Consider the following 19116-nt stretch of genomic DNA (forward strand, 5'->3'; position numbering starts at 1 on the left):
AAACGATGCATCGCCGATGGTAGTGTGGGGTTTCCCCATGTGAGAGTAGGTCATCGTCAAGATTAAATTCCAAAACCCCAATTGCGAAAGCAGTTGGGGTTTTGTTTTGGGCGCTCGAAAAGTGTCCGCCTTGTCGCCGTACACTTGTTCGCCTTGTGTTCGCCCCGTGCACCACAGTGCTAAAGTCCATCCCTCGATTTTGCTTTTCCCAAGGAAGCCGTTATGCCGGACGCGACGTCCCTCAGTCCTGGATTCATGGTGGTTCATGGCAACCGCCTGGACGAGCTGCGAAGCCTGGTGGTCAGTTGGATGCGCCGTTACCCACTGGCGCCTTTGGAAAACGAAATCGCCCTAGTACAAAGCAACGGCATCGCCCAATGGCTCAAGCTGGCCTTGGCCGAAGACCCGCAAGCCGATGATATGGGCGGCTGTGGCATTGCCGCAGCCATCGACGTGCAACTGCCTGGCAGCTTTATGTGGCAGCTTTATCGTATGGTTTTGGGCCGTGACGAAATCCCGCCCAAGTCCCTGCTTGATAAAGCCCCGCTGACCTGGCGCCTCATGCGGCTGTTACCCGAGCTGATCGACCAACCGCACTTCGAGCCTCTGCAACGCTTCCTGACGCAAGACACCGACCTGCGCAAACGCTACCAACTCGCCGAGCGCCTGGCTGACCTCTTCGACCAATACCAGGTCTACCGTGCCGACTGGCTGGAAGATTGGGCCGCAGGCCGGCACCAACTGCGCAATGGTCGAGGCGAGTCCAAACCGCTCAACCCAGCCAACTGCTGGCAAGCCGAGCTGTGGCGCGCGCTCCTGCTGGATGTGGGTGAAGCAGGCATGGCCGAAAGCCGGGCCGGCGTACATCAGCGCTTCATCGAGCGCATCAACAGCCTTGAACAAGCACCGCCCGGCTTGCCTCCCCGGGTGATCGTCTTCGGCATCTCATCGCTGCCGGCCCAGGCGCTGGAAGCCTTGGCGGGTCTGGCCCGTTTCAGCCAGGTCCTGCTCTGCGTGCATAACCCCTGCCGCCATCATTGGTCGGACATCGTCGCCGACAAGGACTTGCTGCGTAACGAATACAAACGCCAGGCGCGCAAAACGAGCATGCCCGTCACTATCGACCCACAAACTTTGCACCAGCACGCCCATCCGCTGCTCGCTGCCTGGGGCAAGCAGGGCCGTGATTACATCAGCCTGCTGGACAGCTACGATGACCCCAACAGCTACCGCGCCGCATTTCGCGACGGTCGTATTGACCTGTTCAGCGACAGCGAACCCACCACGCTCCTCAACCAACTCCAGGACGATATCCTCGAACTGCGCCCGTTGAATGAAACCCGTGAGCTCTGGCCCGCTGTCGACATGCAACGCGATACGTCGATCCGTTTCCATATCGCCCACAGCGCCCAACGCGAAGTGGAAATCCTCCACGACCAATTACTTCATCGCTTCAGCGCTGACCCCACCCTGCGCCCTCGGGACATCATCGTCATGGTCCCCGACGTCGACAGCTATGCCCCGCATATTCGCGCGGTCTTCGGTCAGCTCGAACGGCATGACCCACGCTTCATCCCCTTCACCCTCACAGACCAAGGCCAACGTGGTCGCGACCCGCTGTTGATCGCCGTCGAGCACTTGCTCAAACTTCCCGACAGCCGCTTCCCTGTCAGCGAAATCCTCGACCTGCTCGACGTCCCGGCCCTGCGCGAACGCTTCGCCATCAAAGAGCGTGATCTGCCCACCTTGCATCGCTGGATCGAAGGCGCCGGCATCCGCTGGGGCTTGAATGCCGAGCAACGCGCCGGTTTGGGCCTGCCCGCGGAACTGGAGCAAAACAGTTGGCGATTCGGCCTGCGCCGTATGCTGCTGGGCTATGCCGTCGGTACCGGCACGGCCTGCGACGGTATTGAACCTTATGACGAAATCGGTGGCCTCGATGCGGCCTTGATCGGCCCACTGGTCGCCTTGCTTGACGCCTTGAACGATGCCCATCAAGCGTTATCGGAACCCGCGTCGCCACAAACCTGGGGCGAGCGTCTACAACGGTTGATGCAGCTGTTTTTCCTGCCCAGCAGCGAGCACGATGACTACCTGCTGGGCCAGCTCGAACAATTAAGAGAAACCTGGCTGGAAACCTGCGAATCCGTCGGCTTGCAAGACGAGTTACCTCTTACGGTAGTACGTGAGGCATGGCTGGCCGGATTAGATCAGGGGCGCCTGTCCCAGCGCTTCCTGGCGGGGGCGGTCAATTTCTGTACGCTGATGCCCATGCGTGCGATCCCGTTCAAGTTGGTTTGCCTGCTGGGCATGAACGACGGCGATTACCCGCGGGCCCAGCCCCCCCTGGATTTTGACCTGATGGGCAGCGATTACCGTCCCGGCGACCGTTCTCGCCGCGAAGACGACCGCTACTTACTGCTCGAAGCGCTGCTGTCAGCCCGTGACCAGCTGTACATCAGCTGGGTAGGCCGCAGCATCCGTGACAACAGCGATCGCCCGGCCTCGGTGCTGATCGGCCAACTACGCGACCACCTCGCCAGCGGCTGGCAGCACGCCAGCAACGATCTGCCGCTGATCGACGCAATGTCCCAGGAGCACCCGCTGCAACCCTTCAGCGCCCGCTATTTCCACGAAGGCGATTCGTTGTTCAGCTATGCGCGCGAATGGCAATTGCTGCATCAGGCACCGGCGGTCATCACCCAAGAGCAAGGCTTGACGCCTCACCATCAGGAAGAACCCCTGAGCCTTGGCCAGTTACAGGACTTCCTGCGCAATCCGGTCAAACACTTCTTCAGCCAGCGCCTGAAAGTATTCTTCGAAGCCGCTGAAGTGCCCCTGGCTGACGAAGAACCCTTCGTGCTGGACGCATTGCAACGCTACAGCCTAAGCGACAGCCTGCTGAACGCGGCCCTCACCCAACCCGACCAACTCGATCAGGCGCTCACCGCCCAGGCCCTGCGGCTGCAAGGCAGCGGCCTGCTGCCGATGGTGGGTTTCGGTGAATGCCTGCGTAACGAACTGATCGAGCCGCTGCCGGACCTGGTGCAACGCTATCAACAGCTTCTGGCGTTGTGGCCCACCCCGCATACTGGTGCTGAACCGGTCAGCTTTGCGTACCAAGGCATCCAGCTGGAAGGTTGGATCAGCGGTCTGCACCGACGCAGTGATGGCGGACTTTTAAGCGTCACCACCATCCCCAACAGTATTGGTTCGATCAAGACACGTAAGTGGCACCGCCTCATCCGCCCCTGGGTCAATCACGTGGTGGCCTGCGCCTGTGGCCTGCCCTTGAGCACCGGCCTGGTAGCCAGTGACGACACCTTGTTGTTGGCCCCACTGGACAAGGCCGGCGCCGAGGACATTCTCGGTAACCTGCTGTTGGCCTGGCACACGGGAATGAGCGCGCCGCTTCCGGTCGCAGTGAAAACCGCGTTCGCCTGGCTCGGCCAGGCTGATCCCGCCAAGGCCCAAGCGGCTGCGAGCAAAGCCTATGAAGGCGATGGCATCACCACTGACGGCGAACGCCGCGAAACGCCTGCCCTTACGCGGCAATTTCCCGACTACGCGGCCCTGGTCGCCAGTGAAGAGTTCGAAGGCTGGTGCGAAACCCTGTATCGCCCGCTGATCAACGCCCCCTGGCGATCGCTTTCCAGCACGGAGGCCAGCGCATGATCGGCAAACCCTTGGCCCTGGCGTTCCCGCTCAAAGGCAGCCAGTTGATTGAAGCCAGTGCTGGCACCGGCAAGACCTTCACCATCTCCGCCCTGTACCTGCGTCTGGTGCTCGGCCACGGCGGTGATGAATCCGGTTTCGGCCGCGAACTGCTGCCACCGCAAATCCTCGTGGTGACGTTCACCGACGCCGCCACCAAGGAACTGCGTGAACGTATCCGCATCCGCCTGGCCGAAGCCGCGCGCTTCTTCCGTGACGAAATCGAACAGCCTGATGCGCTGATTGCCGACCTGCGCGAGCAATATGATCCGCAGCAATGGCCCGCCTGTGCCAATCGCCTGGACATCGCCGCGCAATGGATGGATGAAGCCGCAGTCTCCACGATCCACAGTTGGTGCCAGCGCATGCTGCGCGAACATGCGTTCGACAGCGGCAGCCTGTTCACACAAACCCTGGAAACCGACCATAGCGACCTGCTGGGCGAAGTGCTGCGCGACTACTGGCGCTTGTTCTGCTACCCAATGCACGACGATGCGCTCAACTGGGTGCGCAATAATTGGGGTGGCCCCGCGGCGCTGATGCCACGGGTGCGTGCGTTGTTCGGCAGCGAGCGGCCCACCGACGAAACCCGCGAGCCAGCCGAACTGATCAGCGCCTGCCTGCAAGAACGCCGCGCCGCGCTAGTTGCCCTCAAGGCACCCTGGCAACAATGGGCTGCCGAGTTGCGGGATATCTGCCTGCAAGCCGTCGCTGCCAAAGCGGTCGATGGGCGCAAGATGCAAGCACGTTACTTCGAGCCCTGGTTCGAAAAGATCAGCGCCTGGGCCGCTGACGAAACCCTGGAACAACTGGACATCGGCACCGGCTTCACCCGCCTGACGCCCGACGGAATGGCCGAAGCGTGGAAAGGCGAGCCGCCGCAGCACCCTGGCATCGAGGCTATGGCCAGCCTCAAAGCCAGCCTCGACGCCTTGCCAACGCCCGACGCGGCGGTGCTGCAACACGCTGCCGGCTGGGTCGGCAAACGTTTCGAGGAAGAGAAACGTCGCCGCGCCGAGATGGGGTTTGACGACATGCTGATCCGCCTCAACGCCGCCCTCCAGGCAGACGGTGGCGAGCGCCTGGCCAGTGTGATCCGCGAGCAATTCCCGGTGGCCCTGATCGATGAATTCCAGGACACCGACCCGGTGCAATACAGCATCTTCGACAGCATCTACCGCATCGAAGAAAACCACCTCGACAGCGGCCTGTTCCTGATCGGCGACCCCAAGCAGGCGATCTACGCCTTTCGCGGCGCCGACATCTACACCTACCTGCGCGCCCGGCAGGCCACCACCGGCCGCCATCACACCCTGGGCACCAACTTCCGCTCCAGCCATGCGATGGTCGAGGCGGTGAACCATGTGTTCCAGCGTGCGGAAACCGGCCGTGGTGCGTTCCTGTTTCGCCAGCCTGATGGCGATAACCCGGTGCCGTTCCATTCGGTACTGTCCCAAGGCCGCAGCGAGCAGTTGCAGGTCGACGGTCACACGCTACCGGCCATGAACCTTTGGCACCTGCCCACCGACCAGCCGATTTCCAACGCGGTTTATCGTCAACACCTGGCCGCCGCCTGCGCCACGCAAATCGTTGCGCTGCTCAATGGTGGGCAGCAAGGCACCGCGGGCTTTGTAAAAAAGGGCACCCTAAAGGGCGTGTTGCCGTCAGACATCGCCATCCTCGTGCGTGATGGCAAGGAAGCCCAAGCCGTACGTGCCGAACTGGCCCGCCGCGGCGTGCGCAGTGTGTACCTGTCGGACAAAGACTCGGTGTTTGCCGCCCAGGAAGCCCATGACCTGTTGGCCTGGTTGAAGGCTTGCGCGGAACCGGATGTCGAACGCCCGCTGCGTGCAGCCCTGGCCTGCGTCACTCTGAACCTGTCCCTGTCGGAGCTGGAGTGTCTGAATCAGGACGAACTGGCGTGGGAATCACGGGTGATGCAGTTCCGTGGCTACCGTGCCATCTGGCGTACCCAAGGCGTGTTGCCGATGCTGCGTCGCCTGCTCCACGACTTCAAGCTGCCGCAAACCCTCATCGCCCGCAGTGATGGCGAGCGGGTGCTGACCAACCTGTTGCACCTCAGTGAATTGTTGCAACAGGCCGCCTCGGAACTGGATGGCGAGCAGGCGTTGATCCGTCATTTGGCCGAGCATCTGGCGCTGTCGGGGCAGGTCGGTGAAGAACAGATCCTGCGCCTGGAAAGCGACGAGCAACTGGTCAAAGTGGTGACCATCCACAAATCCAAGGGCCTGGAATACGACTTGGTGTTCCTGCCGTTCATCTGTTCGGCCAAGCCCGTGGATGGCAGTCGCTTGCCGTTGCATTACCACGATGAACACGGCAAGTCCCACGTCAGCCTGCGACCCACGGCCGAGTTGATCGCCCAAGCCGACGATGAGCGCCTGGCCGAAGACCTGCGTTTGTTGTACGTGGCCTTGACCCGCGCCAAACACGCCTGCTGGCTGGGCATCGCCGACCTCAAACGCGGCAATAACAGCAGCTCGGTCTTGCACCTGTCTGCATTGGGCTATTTGCTCGGTGCCGGCGCGTCGTTGAGCGAATCAGCGGGTCTGGCGCGCTGGTTGCTGGACTTGCAGCAAGGCTGCGCGGCCATCGGTTTTGACCTTGTGCCGGACGCCCAAGACATCTTGTTCCACCCGCCGCGCAACCAAGCGACCCTGCTCGCGCCGTTGCTGCCTGCACGCAAGGCCGCAGAAAACTGGTGGATTGCCTCCTATAGCGCCTTGCGCATTGGCGACAGCATGAGCGCCGCCAACCTCGAAGCCCCCGAAAGCCCACAGGCCCAGAAGCTGTTCGATGACGAACGCCTCGACCCCGATGCCCCTCGGGAAACGGTCGCGGCCGGCGGGGATATTCACCGTTTCCCACGCGGTCCCAACCCAGGCACTTTCCTTCACGGCTTGTTGGAATGGGCCGGTGAAGAAGGTTTCAACGTGACCCCGGAGGCGATCGAAAAAGCCGTGGGCGCGCGCTGTAACCGCCGCAACTGGGAAGGCTGGATCGTCACCCTCAGCGGCTGGCTGGAGCACCTGCTGCACACGCCACTGCCCCTGTACAACGAGCGCTTCACCCTCAGTGGCCTGCAGCAGTACCAGATCGAGATGGAATTCTGGTTTGCCAGTCACACCGTCGACGTACTCGCCCTCGACAAACTGGTGTGCCAGCACACCCATGGCGGCGTGTCCCGTGTGGCCGCCGAACCGGTGCTGCTCAACGGCATGTTCAAAGGCTTTATCGATCTGACGTTTGAGCACGATGGCCGTTACTACGTGGCCGACTACAAATCCAATTGGCTCGGCCCTGACGACTCTGCCTACACCCAGGACGCCATGGAACACTCGATCCTCGAGCATCGGTACGACCTGCAATACGTACTTTACCTGCTGGCCCTGCACCGCCAACTCAAGGCGCGCCTGCCGCATTACGATTATGACCAGCACGTCGGCGGTGCCCTGTACCTGTTCCTGCGCGGTAGCCAGTCGGTGAGCCAGGGCGCGTATTTTACCCGACCGCCTCGTGAGTTGATCGAGAGCCTGGACCTGTTGTTCCAGGGCAAGCCCATCCCACCCAAGGTTGAGCCCGCCTGGGAACAAGGAGTGCTCTTATGAGCCTGTCGCCGTTACCGCTGGAGGCGCTTTTGCCCCTCGATCGTGCCGCCGACCTGCTGCAGTTGCTTGCACGTTGGGTCGAGCGGGGTTGGCTGCGCGCCTTGGACAAAGCCTTTGTCGGTTTCCTGTACGAGCTGGACCCAAAGGCCGATCCCCTGGTGCTGCTGGCGGCGGCCTTGACCAGCCATCAACTGGGCCATGGCCACGTCTGCCTGGATGTGTTCGAAACCCTCAAGGCGCCGGATTTCGCCCTGTCATTGCCGCCCGAAGGCGACCTGCACACCGGCGCCATGCTGCTACCCTCACAGTTGCTGCACGGCCTGGATGGCGCGCATTGGTGCCATGCCCTGGCTTCAAGCCCGTTGGTTGCGCTGGCCGTCGATGGCAGCGAGGAGGCTCGTAGCCGCCCGTTGGTGTTGTCCGGCAAGCGCCTGTACCTGCGCCGCTACTGGGCCTACGAGCGGCGTATCGACCGCGCCCTGCGCCTGCGCCTTGCCAGCGTGGAAGACGCCGCCGCCGATCTGCCGCAACGGCTCAATCGCCTGTTCGACCAACCGGCGCCCGATGGGGTGATTGACTGGCAAAAGCTCGCCTGCGCCCTGGCGACCCGCGGCGCCTTCAGCATCGTCACCGGCGGCCCCGGTACCGGTAAAACCACCACCGTCGTGCGCCTGCTCGCGCTATTGCAGGCGCCCGCCGTGGAGTCCGGCAGCCCGTTGCGTATTCGCCTGGCTGCGCCCACCGGTAAAGCCGCTGCGCGCCTGACCGAATCCATCAGCCAGCAAGTGCTGTCACTGACAGTGCCCGACAACGTGCGGGAAAAAATCCCCACCCAGGTCACCACGGTCCACCGCTTGTTGGGCAGCCGTCCGGGCACCCGTCACTTCCGTCACCACCCGGGCAACCCGCTGCCTTTGGATGTGCTGGTGGTGGACGAAGCCTCGATGATCGACCTGGAAATGATGGCCAACCTGCTCGACGCCCTGCCGCCCCATGCACGCCTGGTATTGCTGGGCGACAAAGACCAACTGGCCTCGGTAGAAGCGGGGGCCGTACTCGGCGACTTGTGCCGCGATGCCGAAGCCGGCTGGTACAGCCCGCAGACTCGCCACTGGCTGCAAGCCGTTAGCGGTGAAGACCTCAGCAGCAGCGGCTTGCAAGAAGACCTCGATGGCAGCCATCCCCTGGCCCAGCAAGTGGTGATGCTGCGCTATTCGCGCCGCTTCGGCGAGGGCAGCGGTATTGGTCAACTGGCGCGTTGGGTCAACCAGCAAAACGCCGAAGAGGCCCGCCAGCTGTTAGCTGCAGGCCGTCACGACGACCTGTTCTGCGTCAGCCTCAAGGGTGAGCATGACCACGCCCTTGAGCGCCTGGTACTGGACGGGCAGGGCGATGGCGCCCAAGGTTATCGCTACTACCTGAACCTGCTGCAATCGGCGCGCCCCTCTGCGGACACACCGCGTGACGGTCCAGCCTGGACTGCTTGGGCGCAACAACTGCTGCACGCCTTCGACGCGTTTCAACTGCTTTGCGCCGTGCGGAAGGGCCCGTGGGGCGTCGAAGGGCTCAACCTGCGCATCACCGCGGCGTTGCGCAAGGTACGCCTGATCGAAGGTGACGAGCAGTGGTACGAAGGCCGACCGGTGCTGATGACCCGCAACGATTACGGGCTCGGCCTGATGAACGGCGACATCGGCATCGCCCTGAAATTGCCCGAAAGCGACGGTGGCCCCCACGTCCTGCGGGTGGCCTTTCCACGTAACGATGGCCAGGGCGGCGTGCGCTTTGTATTGCCCAGCCGCTTGAATGATGTGGAAACCGTGTACGCCATGACCGTGCACAAATCCCAGGGCTCGGAGTTCACTCACACCGCGCTGATCCTGCCGGATGCCCTTAACCCGGTGCTGACCAAAGAGCTGATCTATACCGGTATCACCCGTGCCAAACGTTGGTTCAGCCTGGTTGAGCCGCGCGGCGGCGTGTTTGAGGAAGCGGTGCGGCGCAAGGTCAAGCGTCTGAGCGGATTGATGTTGGAGTTGGACCTTCCGTCTGAAAAAAATGACTGGTAGGTCAGGCGATATTTCTTATTCAGATGTCTGATTTTTCTGAAAAAATAGCGAACCCCTCGAATGCTGTGCTTCGTGGGGATGTCCGCCGCTGTGCTATCGTTGCGGCATCATCCTGGAAAACACTTGAGAGTATCGCTGCATGAACGTGGCTGTCTCGCCCAAAGCGCGCAGTTTGAGTTGGAGACGCCTGTTACTGGTGACGGTGCTGTGCCTGCTTGCGCCGCGCCTATTTGCGCAGACGCCCAGCCTGGCCGAGCACCGTGCGCAGGCGGTCACCCAAGTGGTGCTCGGTATCCTCAGCTACGCCCGTTGGCCGGTTGAGCCTGCGCAATTGCGGCTGTGCATTGTCGGGCCGACTCAGTACACCGATGACCTGGTCAAAGGCACCACCCAGGCCACCGGTCGTCCGGTGCTGGTGCGGCGCCTGCTGGTCGATCATCCGGATATCGTCAATGCCTGTGATGCCGTCTACATCGGCAAAATCACCCCCGACGAACGCAACCGCCTGTTTACCTCATTGATCGGCCATCCCGTACTCAGCATCAGCGAAGGGGGCGACCAATGCACGGTGGGCAGCCTGTTCTGCCTGCGCGTCAGCGATGAGCAGGTGTCGTTCGAGGTCAACCTGGATTCCGTCGCCCGTAGCGGCGTGCGCATCCATCCCAGTGTGTTGCAGTTGTCCCGTCGTCGAGCGCCTGGCTCATGAGTCGCGATAAAGTGCGGCCGACCCTGCGCTCGGTAATTGCCCGCGGGCATATGATCCTGGCGCTGGTAGCCGTGACCCTGGCCAGTGTGTCCCTGACCCTGCTGGGCGTACTTGCCCTGCGGGTTTACGCCGAGCACAACCTGCACCTGATCGCCCGCTCGATCAACTACACCGTGGAAGCAGCCGTGGTGTTCAACGACAGTGCGGCGGCCACCGAAGCCCTGAGCCTGATTGCCTCTACCGAAGAAGTGGCCCAGGCAGAAGTATTCGATATCAACGGCAAGCTGCTGGCGCGCTGGGTTCGCCCGGAAACCGGCATGTTGTCACGGGTCGAGCTGCAAATAGCGCACGCCCTGCTCGAACAGCCCATCAGCCAGCCGATCCTGCGCCAGGGGCAAACCGTCGGCAGCATCCATCTGGTCGGCCACGGTGGCAGCCTGTTGCGCTTCTTGCTCAGTGGCTTGATCGGGATTCTGATCTGCACCGCCCTCAGCGCCTGGGTGGCGTTGCATCTGTCACGGCGTCTGTTAAATGGTATCACCGTGCCATTGCAACGCCTGGCTGCCGTCGCCCACGCCGCCCGCAGCGAGCGAGACTTCGACCGCCGCGTACCCTCGGCGCAGATCGCCGAACTCGACAGCCTGGGCAGCGACTTCAACGCCCTGCTCGGTGAGATGGAGGCCTGGCAAAGCCACCTGCAAAGCGAAAACGAAACCCTGGCCCACCAGGCCAGCCACGACAGCCTCACCGGCCTGCCCAACCGCGCGTTCTTCGAAGGCCGGCTGATCCGTGCCCTGCGCAGCGCGGCCAAGGTCAACGAGCGGGTGGCAGTGCTGTTCCTCGACAGCGATCGTTTCAAAGACATCAACGACAGCTTCGGTCACGCCGCTGGCGATGCCGTGCTGGTGGCCGTTGCCGACCGCGTGCGGGCGCAACTGCGCGAGGACGACCTGGTGGCGCGCCTGGGCGGTGATGAATTCGCGGTATTGCTGGCGCCCCTGCACAAGGCCGAAGACGCCCAGCGCATCGCCGACAAAATCATTGCCAGCATGGACATGCCGATTCCACTGCCTGGAGACACCCAGGTGTTGACCTCCCTCAGTATCGGCATTGCGATTTATCCCGAGCATGGTGCCACGCCAGGGACCTTGCTCAACGCTGCCGACGCGGCGATGTACCAGGCCAAACGATTGTCTTCGGGCGGCCAGCAAACGGCGGAGTCGGAGCACCCCGTCGCCAACGTTCAACACAGGAGTTGATTCCCTTGTTCGCTAACACACGCGTTTTATTTATTTCTTTGCTCGTGGCCTTCCTGGCCCTCAGCGGCTGCCAGACGCCACCCAAAGGCCTGACCCCGGCGCAAGTCGCCGTGCTCAAGCAGCAAGGCTTCGAGCTGACCGATGAAGGCTGGGCCTTCGGCCTGTCCGGCAAAGTGCTGTTTGGCAGCGACGTCGAAACCCTCAACAAACCCAGCACCGACATCGTCGAACGCATCGGCCAGGCCCTGGTAGGCGCGGGTATCGAGCGTGTGCGTGTCGACGGCCACACCGACGCCTCGGGCAAAGAGCCCTACAATGTTGCCCTGTCCCTGCGCCGCGCCAAAAGCGTGGGCAAGGTGCTGACCCGCGTGGGCATGAAAGAAGAAAACATCCAACTGCGCGGCCTGGGCAGCAGCGAGCCGGTAGCGCCGAATACGACCACAGCAGGCCGCACCGAGAATCGCCGGGTGTCGATCGTAGTGATCGCAGACTAAGCGGGTTCACCTTTCCCAAGCTGAAATGCAATCCAATGTGGGAGGGGGCAAGCCCCTCTCACAGTTGTTCTGCGATGTGCTAGCAAGAATGTTCGCTCAACGGCTCGGTGTCATCGCCCGCGTCAAGTCATCCACCACGGCCTTGCCCCTCTCATACATATAATGCGCGGCCCATGCGTATTGGTCGCCGCGAAAACCTACCAACGACCATTAGGAGTTTTCTCTGTAGGAAAGACCTGTCATGACGAATTTTAATGGCTGGGCTGATGAAGTTTCGCTTTTTCGCAAATGGTGGGCTTAGTTAAATGGACGCTATAAGTAACTACCGTAAAGGATTGCGATGACTATAAATGTCAGTCATTTTCGCCAGGAAGTATCTAAAGTCAGGCTTTCAAAAGATGCATTTGCTGAGCTATTGACGATAAGAGAGTTGTTCGAGACGGTAAGTCAAGGTGTTAGATTCGATACCAAGGTCGCTTACATTAATCCTTTACAGTCAAGCGTGCTGAGAGAGGAGCTGAATAGAATACGAAATATGATCGATCATGAAAGTCATGTCTTGATTCTCGATGGCTTTAAGGTGGATAAACTTTCAACGTTCAAATCTCTGGTGTGGACATTCGGTTCCTTACTCGGTGTCCCAATGGTACAGAATCATCTTGGTCATAAAGTGATTGAGGTTTATGACCGAGGTGGCAAAAGCATTGAGTAAGGTGCGAGATACCATCAGACCCGTCAAGGCGCCTATGTACATAACGATGGTGTGAGCGACCCGTTGCCTATCGATTACTTGATCCTGGCCTGTGGACAGAAAGCACTTTTAGGAGGTGAGAGCATTCTCATCGATGCAAGCGCGGTATACGCCGAGCTGATGGCGTTCCCAGAAGTATTGGAAGCGCTCAAATGCGACTTCTTTTTTGAGAATCGCGGCATGTCAGAGGATGAAAAACTGTTTAAAGCCCCCATCCTCAGCTTTTCCAGTGAAGGTATTCCACTGATCAGATACTTTCGAGTCTACATTGAGTCAGCTCACCTTAAGGCAGGAGTGCCTTTAACAGCAGCTCAAACCCAGGCACTGGACTTTCTGGATACCGTTCTCGATCAGTCATCGGTTCAGCATCGAGTACTGCTGGAGCCAGGGCAAGTGCTTATTTCAGCCGATAACAAGTTTCTGCATACGCGCACGCACTTCATTGATATGAACGCTCCACGTTCCGAGATCAATGATGCTGAGCCTTTGAGTGATCTTAATCGTTATATGCTACGGCTGTGGTTACGCAAACGATGATGCATCGGTATTCATAACGTAAGTCCTCCCATATCCGACATAAGCCGAGCCCCATGGACAACTCCGATATCGCGATCACGTTGGTCTTGATTTCTGCCTTTATGCACGCCACTTGGAATGCCGTAGTTCGCGCCGGTAGCAGTCGCTTCATGACCTTGGCCATGGTCGACGGCACCGCGCTAGTGATATGCCTGCTGGCGTTGCCGTTTGTAAGTGTGCCTAGCCTGGAGGTATGGGGCTATATACTCGTCTCTGTGGTGCTCAATACGGTCTACCGGCTATTTTTGATTAAAGCGTACGAAACGGGTGACTTCGGTCAGGTTTACCCGGTGATGCGTGGGGTGCCGCCCGTATTGGTCGTGCTGTTTTCTTACTTTCTGCTGCATGAACAGTTGTCCTCCCAGGCGTTGACGGGAGTGTTGCTGATTTGTGTGGGGATTATCAGCTTGACCTTTGTGCGCAGGATGACGGCGCAGATGTTCAAGCCGATCCTGATGGCGGTGTGCGCCGGTGCGTTTATTGCGTCTTACACGGTGGTGGATGCTAAAGGTGTAAGAGCCAGTGAGACGGTGCTGCAGTACATTATTTACCTGACAGTATTCCAAAGTATCCCGATCCCGATGCTGGCGTTTTCCAAAGAACGTTCAACCTTGGCTCGTGCGATACGTGGGCACTGGCGAGTTGGGCTATTAGGCGGTGTTTTTTACCTGGCGTCTTACGGATTGGTGTTGTTTGCCTTGTCGCTGGACGCGGTGGCCAAGGTCTCAGCTCTGCGGGAAACCAGTGTTATTATCGGCGCCATTATTGCTGCGCTGTTCTTTCACGAACGGTTCGGTTGGCGACGGATGCTTTCGGCGTTCGTCATTGTTTGCGGGATCATTTTGATCAAAGTGAGCACCTGATGGCCCAGCGTCCGCCCCCCACACCTATGCTTCAGGCGTTCGTCAGCGCAGCGCAAACCGGTAGTTTCGCCCGTTCAGCGTCTGAGCTTAACCTCACCGCCAGTGCCATTAGCCATCAAATCGCGGGCTTGGAGGAATGGTGGGGCGTGTCGTTGTTTGAGCGGCACTCACGCGGCGTCAAGCTGACTGCAGCAGGGCAGGCTCTGTTGCCAGTTACCGATGAGTTTTTCAAGGCGCTGGATGGGGTATTGCATTCACTCAATCCCGGTAAGTCCCAACCGTTATACCTATCATGCACGTCTTCCCTCTGTTCGACGTGGCTAATCCCCAGGATGCACGGCTCTCACACGCAGGCTTCATTCAACCTGGATCTGGTGTTGACCAGCGCCGACATGAGCAGCACCAGCCTGGAGGCCCATCAATACGATGTCGCCGTGGTGATGGGGTACGGTGACTATCCGGATCATTATGTCGAACTGTTGATGCGCGACGCCGTATTCCCCGTGTGTTCGCCCGATTTTCTGCGGTTGAAGGGCGGCATTGTTCTGGAGGATGTCGCCCGCTATCCGCTGATTCATCGGGTGGACGATCAGGTATGTCCGGGGTGGGAAAGCTGGTTTGCGTTTCAGGGGCTGGCGCCGCCGCCTTATCACCACGGGCCGAGATTTCCGGATTCGAGCCTGGCGATCAGCTTGGCGGTGAAGGGCGGAGGGATTGCGCTGGGCAGGACTGCGTTGGTGTATGACCAACTGGAAGACGGTGCGTTAGTTGCGTTGAATAGCCCTGTGATGATGTCCCCTGCGGCCTACTACATCATTTGTCGAAACGGGCGTCAGTCGGAGCCGGAGATTGCTCGGCTGATTGAATGGCTCAAGAGCAGCGCGGGTGAGTTTCTGCGCGAAGTTCGGCTTCGGCATCCGCAAATTGCTGCAGCAGGAGCGGTCTAAAGGTAGGAAGCCTCTGTTGCTCCTTTTAGCTTCGCAAACCTGATCTCCCGCGTCTGCCCCATCAACAACCCCTGATTCTGCTCTGTCACTTCCCGAATGTAATCCCACAACAAAGTAATCCGCTTCAACTTCCTCAAATCCTCCCGGCAATACATCCAGAACTGCCGCGTAATCGCAATCTGCTCTCCCAGCACCGGCAGCAAGCGCGGGTCCTGCGCGGCCAGAAAGCACGGCAATATCGCCATCGACCGGCCTTGCTGGGCCGCCACGTACTGCGCGATCACGCTGGTACTGCGCAAACTGGCGCTGGCGCCGGGCACCACATTGGCCAGGTACAGCAACTCTGAGCTGAAGGCCAAATCATCCACATAGCTGATAAACGGATGTTCGGCCAGATCCGCAGGTTTGCGGATCGGCGGGTGTTGGTCGAGGTAGTCCTGGGTGGCGTACAACTGCAATTTGTAGTCGCACAGTTTGCAGCACACATACGGTCCGTGTTCCGGGCGTTCCAGGGCGATGACGATGTCGGCTTCGCGCTTGGACAGGCTGATGAAGTGGGGCAGGGGCAGGATATCCACCGAGATCGCTGGATAAGTGTCGACGAAATGGCTCAGTTGCGGGGTGACGAAGAAGCTGCCGAAGCCTTCGGTGCAACCCATGCGCACATGGCCGGAAAGTGCCACGCCGGACCCGGACACCTGTTCGCAGGCCATGTGCAGGGTGCTTTCAATGGATTCGGCATAACCCAGCAACCGCTGGCCTTCGCTGGTGAGCACGAAGCCGTTGGTCCGGGATTTTTCGAACAGCAGCGTGCCGAGGGACACTTCCAGAGAGCTGATGCGCCGCGACACGGTGGTGTAGTCCACCGCCAGGCGCTTGGCGGCCACGCTAGCCTTGCGGGTGCGGGCTACTTCGAGGAAAAACTTCAGGTCATCCCAGTTCAGGGCGCCCAGGGAGGTGATGTTTTTTTGCATATTGGACCGGCTTTTATGTGCGTTCTTATTAGAGATTTGCACATCTATACTCCAAAAACAGTCCGAACGCCTCATTCTTCAAGGCGATTCAACGCCTTGGTTCTCTGCATAACTACAAGATTCTGGAGACCCCATGAACGCATCTGCCGATATTTCCGTGCAACAGGTCAAGTTGCTGATCAACGGTGAGTGGGTCGAGTCCAAGACCACCGAGTGGCAAGACATCGTCAACCCGGCCACCCAGCAAGTGCTGGCCAAAGTCCCGTTTGCCACCGCCGATGAAGTCAACGCGGCCATCGACGCTGCCCATCAAGCGTTCCAGACCTGGAAACTCACGCCGATCGGCGCGCGCATGCGCATCATGCTTAAGCTCCAAGCCTTGATCCGCGAACATTCCAAGCGCATTGCTGTAGTCCTCAGCTCCGAGCAGGGCAAGACCATTGCCGATGCCGAGGGCGATATTTTTCGTGGCCTGGAAGTGGTGGAGCACGCTTGTTCCATTGGCACCCTGCAAATGGGTGAGTTCGCCGAGAACGTGGCCGGCGGCGTGGACACCTACACCCTGCGCCAGCCTATCGGGGTGTGCGCCGGCATCACCCCGTTCAACTTCCCGGCGATGATTCCGCTGTGGATGTTCCCGATGGCGATTGCCTGCGGTAACACCTTTGTACTCAAGCCTTCCGAGCAAGACCCGTTGTCGACCATGCTGCTGGTGGAGCTGGCGCTGGAAGCCGGTGTGCCAGCCGGCGTGCTCAACGTGGTGCATGGCGGCAAGGACGTGGTGGATGCGCTGTGCACTCACAAAGACATCAAGGCGGTGTCCTTCGTCGGTTCGACGGCTGTGGGCACCCATGTCTACGACCTGGCCGGCAAACACGGCAAGCGTGTGCAGTCGATGATGGGCGCCAAGAACCACGCGGTGGTGCTGCCGGATGCCAACCGAGAACACACCCTCAACGCCCTGGTCGGTGCCGGTTTCGGCGCGGCTGGCCAGCGTTGCATGGCCACCTCGGTGGTGGTGCTGGTGGGCGCGGCCAAGCAGTGGCTGCCAGACCTCAAGGCCCTGGCACAAAAGCTCAAGGTCAACGCCGGCAGCGAAGCGGGCACGGATGTCGGCCCGGTGATCTCCAAGCGCGCCAAGGCACGTATCCTGGAACTGATCGAAAGCGGCGTGAAACAAGGCGCCAAGCTGGAGCTGGACGGCCGCGACATCAAAGTGCCGGGCTTTGAGCAAGGCAACTTTGTCGGCCCCACCCTGTTCTCAGGCGTGACCACCGACATGCGCATCTACACCGAGGAAATCTTCGGCCCGGTGCTGGTGGTACTGGAAGTCGACACCCTCGATCAAGCCATCGCCCTGGTCAACGCCAATCCGTTCGGCAACGGCACGGGCCTGTTCACCCAGAGCGGTGCGGCGGCGCGTAAATTCCAGAGCGAAATCGATGTGGGCCAGGTCGGCATCAACATCCCCATCCCGGTGCCAGTGCCGTTCTTCAGCTTTACCGGCTCCCGCGGTTCCAAGCTCGGCGACCTGGGCCCTTATGGCAAGCAAGTGGTGCAGTTCTACACTCAGACCAAAACCGTCACCAGCCGCTGGTTCGACGATGACACCGTCAACGATGGCGTCAACACCACCATCAACCTGCGCTGAACCTGGGAGACGATCATGAAGATTGCATTTATCGGCCTGGGCAACATGGGTGCGCCCATGGCCCGCAACCTGATCAAGGCTGGGCACGCGCTTAACCTGTTCGACCTGAACCAGGCGGTACTCAAGGAACTTGCCGAACTGGGCGGCACCATCAGCAGCTCGCCGCGTGATGCGGCCCAAGGTGCCGAACTGGTGATTACCATGCTGCCGGCAGCCGCCCATGTGCGCAGCGTGTGGCTGAATGAAGACGGTGTACTCGCCGGCATCGGCAAAGGCATCCCCGCCGTGGATTGCAGCACCATTGACCCGCAAACCATCCGTGAAGTAGCGGCTGCGGCAGCCAAACAAGGTGTGGCAGTGGCCGATGCGCCGGTCTCCGGTGGCACCGGCGGTGCCCAGGCCGGGACGCTGACCTTCATGGTTGGCGCCAACCCGGAACTGTTCGCCACCCTGCAACCGGTGCTGGCGCAAATGGGCCGCAACATCGTGCACTGTGGTGATGTCGGCACTGGGCAAATCGCCAAGATCTGCAACAACCTGCTGCTGGGTATCAGCATGGTCGGCGTCAGTGAAGCCATGGCCCTGGGCGATGCACTTGGCATTGATACACAAGTGCTGGCCGGCATCATCAACAGCTCCACGGGGCGCTGCTGGAGTTCCGATACCTACAATCCTTGGCCAGGCGTGATCGAGACCGCGCCATCATCGCGTGGCTATACCGGTGGTTTTGGTGCCGACCTGATGCTCAAGGACCTGGGCCTTGCGACTGAGGCTGCGCGCCAGGCGCATCAGCCGGTGATTCTCGGCGCAGTGGCCCAGCAGTTGTATCAATCCATGAGCCAGCGTGGGGAAGGGGGCAAGGACTTCTCGGCGATCATCAACAGCTATCGCAAGCCCAAATAAATACCTGTGGCGAGGGAGCAAGCTCCCTCGCCACAGGTTTTGCTGGGTCAGGCAAACACAAAATACTTACGCACAGTCTCGACCACTTCCCACGTCCCCTTCATCCCTGGCTCCACTACAAAGATATCCCCAGCGCGCAGATGGATCGGCTCCATGCCTTCAGGCGTGATCACGCAGTAGCCTTCCTGGAAATGGCAGTATTCCCACTTCACGTATTCCACGTACCACTTGCCCGGTGTGCAGATCCAGGTGCCCATGATCTTGCTGCCGTCTTCGCTGGTGTAGGCGTTGAGGTTGACAGTGTGCGGGTCACCTTCGAGCTTTTCCCATTTGCAGGCATCCAGGACCGGCAGTGGGTGGGTGTCGCGCAGTACGGTGATGGGCTTGGACATGATGACTCCGAGGCAGGGAAGGGAAAGCTCAACCCTAAGGCCTCGGGCGTTGCGCCAGTGGTCTGAACTCGACATTGGGATGCCCAGAAGCGCAGTCACCTGAACACCGCGGTCCCCTGTTGGAGCCGGGCTTGCCCGCGATGGCGGTGGCACAGCGAGCATCTCGATTGCCTGACACTCCGCTATCG

13 protein-coding genes and 2 pseudogenes are annotated in these 19116 nt (G+C 60.3%); 12 read left to right on the top strand and 3 right to left on the bottom strand.

All coding sequences use genetic code 11. The features are described from left to right. Positions 1 to 222 precede the first annotated feature (222 nt). From recC to JFT58_RS22200, 6 genes are all read left to right on the top strand, one after another. Positions 223 to 3675 carry an exodeoxyribonuclease V subunit gamma gene (gene recC, locus JFT58_RS22175; protein WP_054897003.1) on the top strand — a complete coding sequence of 1151 codons (3453 nt, stop codon included), beginning with the start codon at positions 223 to 225 and terminating at the stop codon, positions 3673 to 3675. Then, complete coding sequence (gene recB, locus JFT58_RS22180; protein WP_054897002.1) at positions 3672 to 7343, top strand: exodeoxyribonuclease V subunit beta; 3672 nt, start codon at positions 3672 to 3674, stop codon at positions 7341 to 7343. Before recC ends, recB begins: the two co-directional genes overlap by 4 nt. Continuing rightward, on the top strand, positions 7340 to 9412 hold the full coding sequence (gene recD / locus JFT58_RS22185) for an exodeoxyribonuclease V subunit alpha (RefSeq protein WP_057975033.1): 2073 nt from the start codon (positions 7340 to 7342) through the stop codon (positions 9410 to 9412). Before recB ends, recD begins: the two co-directional genes overlap by 4 nt. Before the next feature lie 139 nt (positions 9413 to 9551). Continuing rightward, a complete protein-coding gene (locus tag JFT58_RS22190) occupies positions 9552 to 10118 on the top strand; it encodes a YfiR family protein (protein WP_034128794.1) in 567 nt (188 codons plus the stop codon). Then, the gene (locus JFT58_RS22195; protein ID WP_034128793.1) at positions 10115 to 11377 is read left to right on the top strand and encodes a diguanylate cyclase domain-containing protein; all 1263 of its coding nucleotides are present in this window, start codon (positions 10115 to 10117) and stop codon (positions 11375 to 11377) included. Before JFT58_RS22190 ends, JFT58_RS22195 begins: the two co-directional genes overlap by 4 nt. A gap of 5 nt (positions 11378 to 11382) precedes the next feature. Next, on the top strand, positions 11383 to 11871 hold the full coding sequence (locus JFT58_RS22200; protein ID WP_034128792.1) for an OmpA family protein: 489 nt from the start codon (positions 11383 to 11385) through the stop codon (positions 11869 to 11871). 96 nt (positions 11872 to 11967) lie between these two features. Here JFT58_RS22200 and JFT58_RS22205 read toward each other — a convergent pair. Continuing rightward, positions 11968 to 12063: pseudogene (locus tag JFT58_RS22205) on the bottom strand (DUF3077 domain-containing protein); the annotation flags it as partial. Positions 12064 to 12211: 148 nt separating this feature from the next. Between JFT58_RS22205 and JFT58_RS30405 the strand changes: the two are divergent. The 4 genes and pseudogenes from JFT58_RS30405 to JFT58_RS22220 all read left to right on the top strand — a co-directional run bounded on the left by JFT58_RS30405 (position 12212) and on the right by JFT58_RS22220 (position 15008). After that, positions 12212 to 12583, top strand: coding sequence for a hypothetical protein (locus tag JFT58_RS30405; protein ID WP_229999938.1), 372 nt, complete (start codon positions 12212 to 12214; stop codon positions 12581 to 12583). Positions 12584 to 12604: 21 nt separating this feature from the next. Next, positions 12605 to 13159 (top strand): annotated as a pseudogene (locus JFT58_RS30410) (TauD/TfdA family dioxygenase); the annotation flags it as partial. Positions 13160 to 13212: 53 nt separating this feature from the next. Next, entirely contained in the window at positions 13213 to 14061 is an 849-nt protein-coding gene (locus JFT58_RS22215; protein ID WP_054897000.1) for an EamA family transporter, read from the top strand. After that, positions 14061 to 15008, top strand: coding sequence for a LysR substrate-binding domain-containing protein (locus JFT58_RS22220; RefSeq protein ID WP_054896999.1), 948 nt, complete (start codon positions 14061 to 14063; stop codon positions 15006 to 15008). The genes JFT58_RS22215 and JFT58_RS22220 overlap by 1 nt, the downstream gene beginning before the upstream one ends. Here JFT58_RS22220 and JFT58_RS22225 read toward each other — a convergent pair. Next, positions 15005 to 15982 carry a LysR family transcriptional regulator gene (locus JFT58_RS22225; protein WP_054896998.1) on the bottom strand — a complete coding sequence of 326 codons (978 nt, stop codon included), beginning with the start codon at positions 15980 to 15982 and terminating at the stop codon, positions 15005 to 15007. The two genes, JFT58_RS22220 and JFT58_RS22225, sit on opposite strands and share 4 nt — an antisense overlap. Before the next feature lie 133 nt (positions 15983 to 16115). On the opposite strand from JFT58_RS22225, the gene JFT58_RS22230 reads away from it, so the two are divergent. Beyond that, the gene (locus JFT58_RS22230) at positions 16116 to 17633 is read left to right on the top strand and encodes a CoA-acylating methylmalonate-semialdehyde dehydrogenase (protein ID WP_054896997.1); all 1518 of its coding nucleotides are present in this window, start codon (positions 16116 to 16118) and stop codon (positions 17631 to 17633) included. 15 nt (positions 17634 to 17648) lie between these two features. Further along, on the top strand, positions 17649 to 18536 hold the full coding sequence (gene mmsB, locus JFT58_RS22235; protein ID WP_054896996.1) for a 3-hydroxyisobutyrate dehydrogenase: 888 nt from the start codon (positions 17649 to 17651) through the stop codon (positions 18534 to 18536). A 47-nt stretch (positions 18537 to 18583) separates the two neighbouring features. On the opposite strand, the gene JFT58_RS22240 is transcribed toward mmsB, so the two are convergent. Then, on the bottom strand, positions 18584 to 18928 hold the full coding sequence (locus tag JFT58_RS22240) for a cupin domain-containing protein (protein WP_003230905.1): 345 nt from the start codon (positions 18926 to 18928) through the stop codon (positions 18584 to 18586). Positions 18929 to 19116: the final 188 nt, after the last annotated feature.

The sequence above is a fragment of the Pseudomonas sp. MF6767 genome, from assembly GCF_016405475.1.
In the GTDB taxonomy this organism is placed as follows: domain Bacteria; phylum Pseudomonadota; class Gammaproteobacteria; order Pseudomonadales; family Pseudomonadaceae; genus Aquipseudomonas; species Aquipseudomonas paracarnis.

Bases quoted from the DNA above. Each gene is read 5' to 3' on its own strand.
- JFT58_RS22240 (WP_003230905.1), bottom strand. From the start codon at position 18,928: ATGTCCAAGCCCATCACCGTACTGCGCGACACCCACCCACTGCCGGTC.
- recC (WP_054897003.1), top strand. From the start codon at position 223: ATGCCGGACGCGACGTCCCTCAGTCCTGGATTCATGGTGGTTCATGGC.
- JFT58_RS22220 (WP_054896999.1), top strand. From the start codon at position 14,061: ATGGCCCAGCGTCCGCCCCCCACACCTATGCTTCAGGCGTTCGTCAGC.
- JFT58_RS30405 (WP_229999938.1), top strand. From the start codon at position 12,212: ATGACTATAAATGTCAGTCATTTTCGCCAGGAAGTATCTAAAGTCAGG.
- JFT58_RS22230 (WP_054896997.1), top strand. From the start codon at position 16,116: ATGAACGCATCTGCCGATATTTCCGTGCAACAGGTCAAGTTGCTGATC.
- JFT58_RS22195 (WP_034128793.1), top strand. From the start codon at position 10,115: ATGAGTCGCGATAAAGTGCGGCCGACCCTGCGCTCGGTAATTGCCCGC.
- recD (WP_057975033.1), top strand. From the start codon at position 7,340: ATGAGCCTGTCGCCGTTACCGCTGGAGGCGCTTTTGCCCCTCGATCGT.
- JFT58_RS22215 (WP_054897000.1), top strand. From the start codon at position 13,213: ATGGACAACTCCGATATCGCGATCACGTTGGTCTTGATTTCTGCCTTT.
- mmsB (WP_054896996.1), top strand. From the start codon at position 17,649: ATGAAGATTGCATTTATCGGCCTGGGCAACATGGGTGCGCCCATGGCC.
- JFT58_RS22225 (WP_054896998.1), bottom strand. From the start codon at position 15,982: ATGCAAAAAAACATCACCTCCCTGGGCGCCCTGAACTGGGATGACCTG.
- recB (WP_054897002.1), top strand. From the start codon at position 3,672: ATGATCGGCAAACCCTTGGCCCTGGCGTTCCCGCTCAAAGGCAGCCAG.
- JFT58_RS22190 (WP_034128794.1), top strand. From the start codon at position 9,552: ATGAACGTGGCTGTCTCGCCCAAAGCGCGCAGTTTGAGTTGGAGACGC.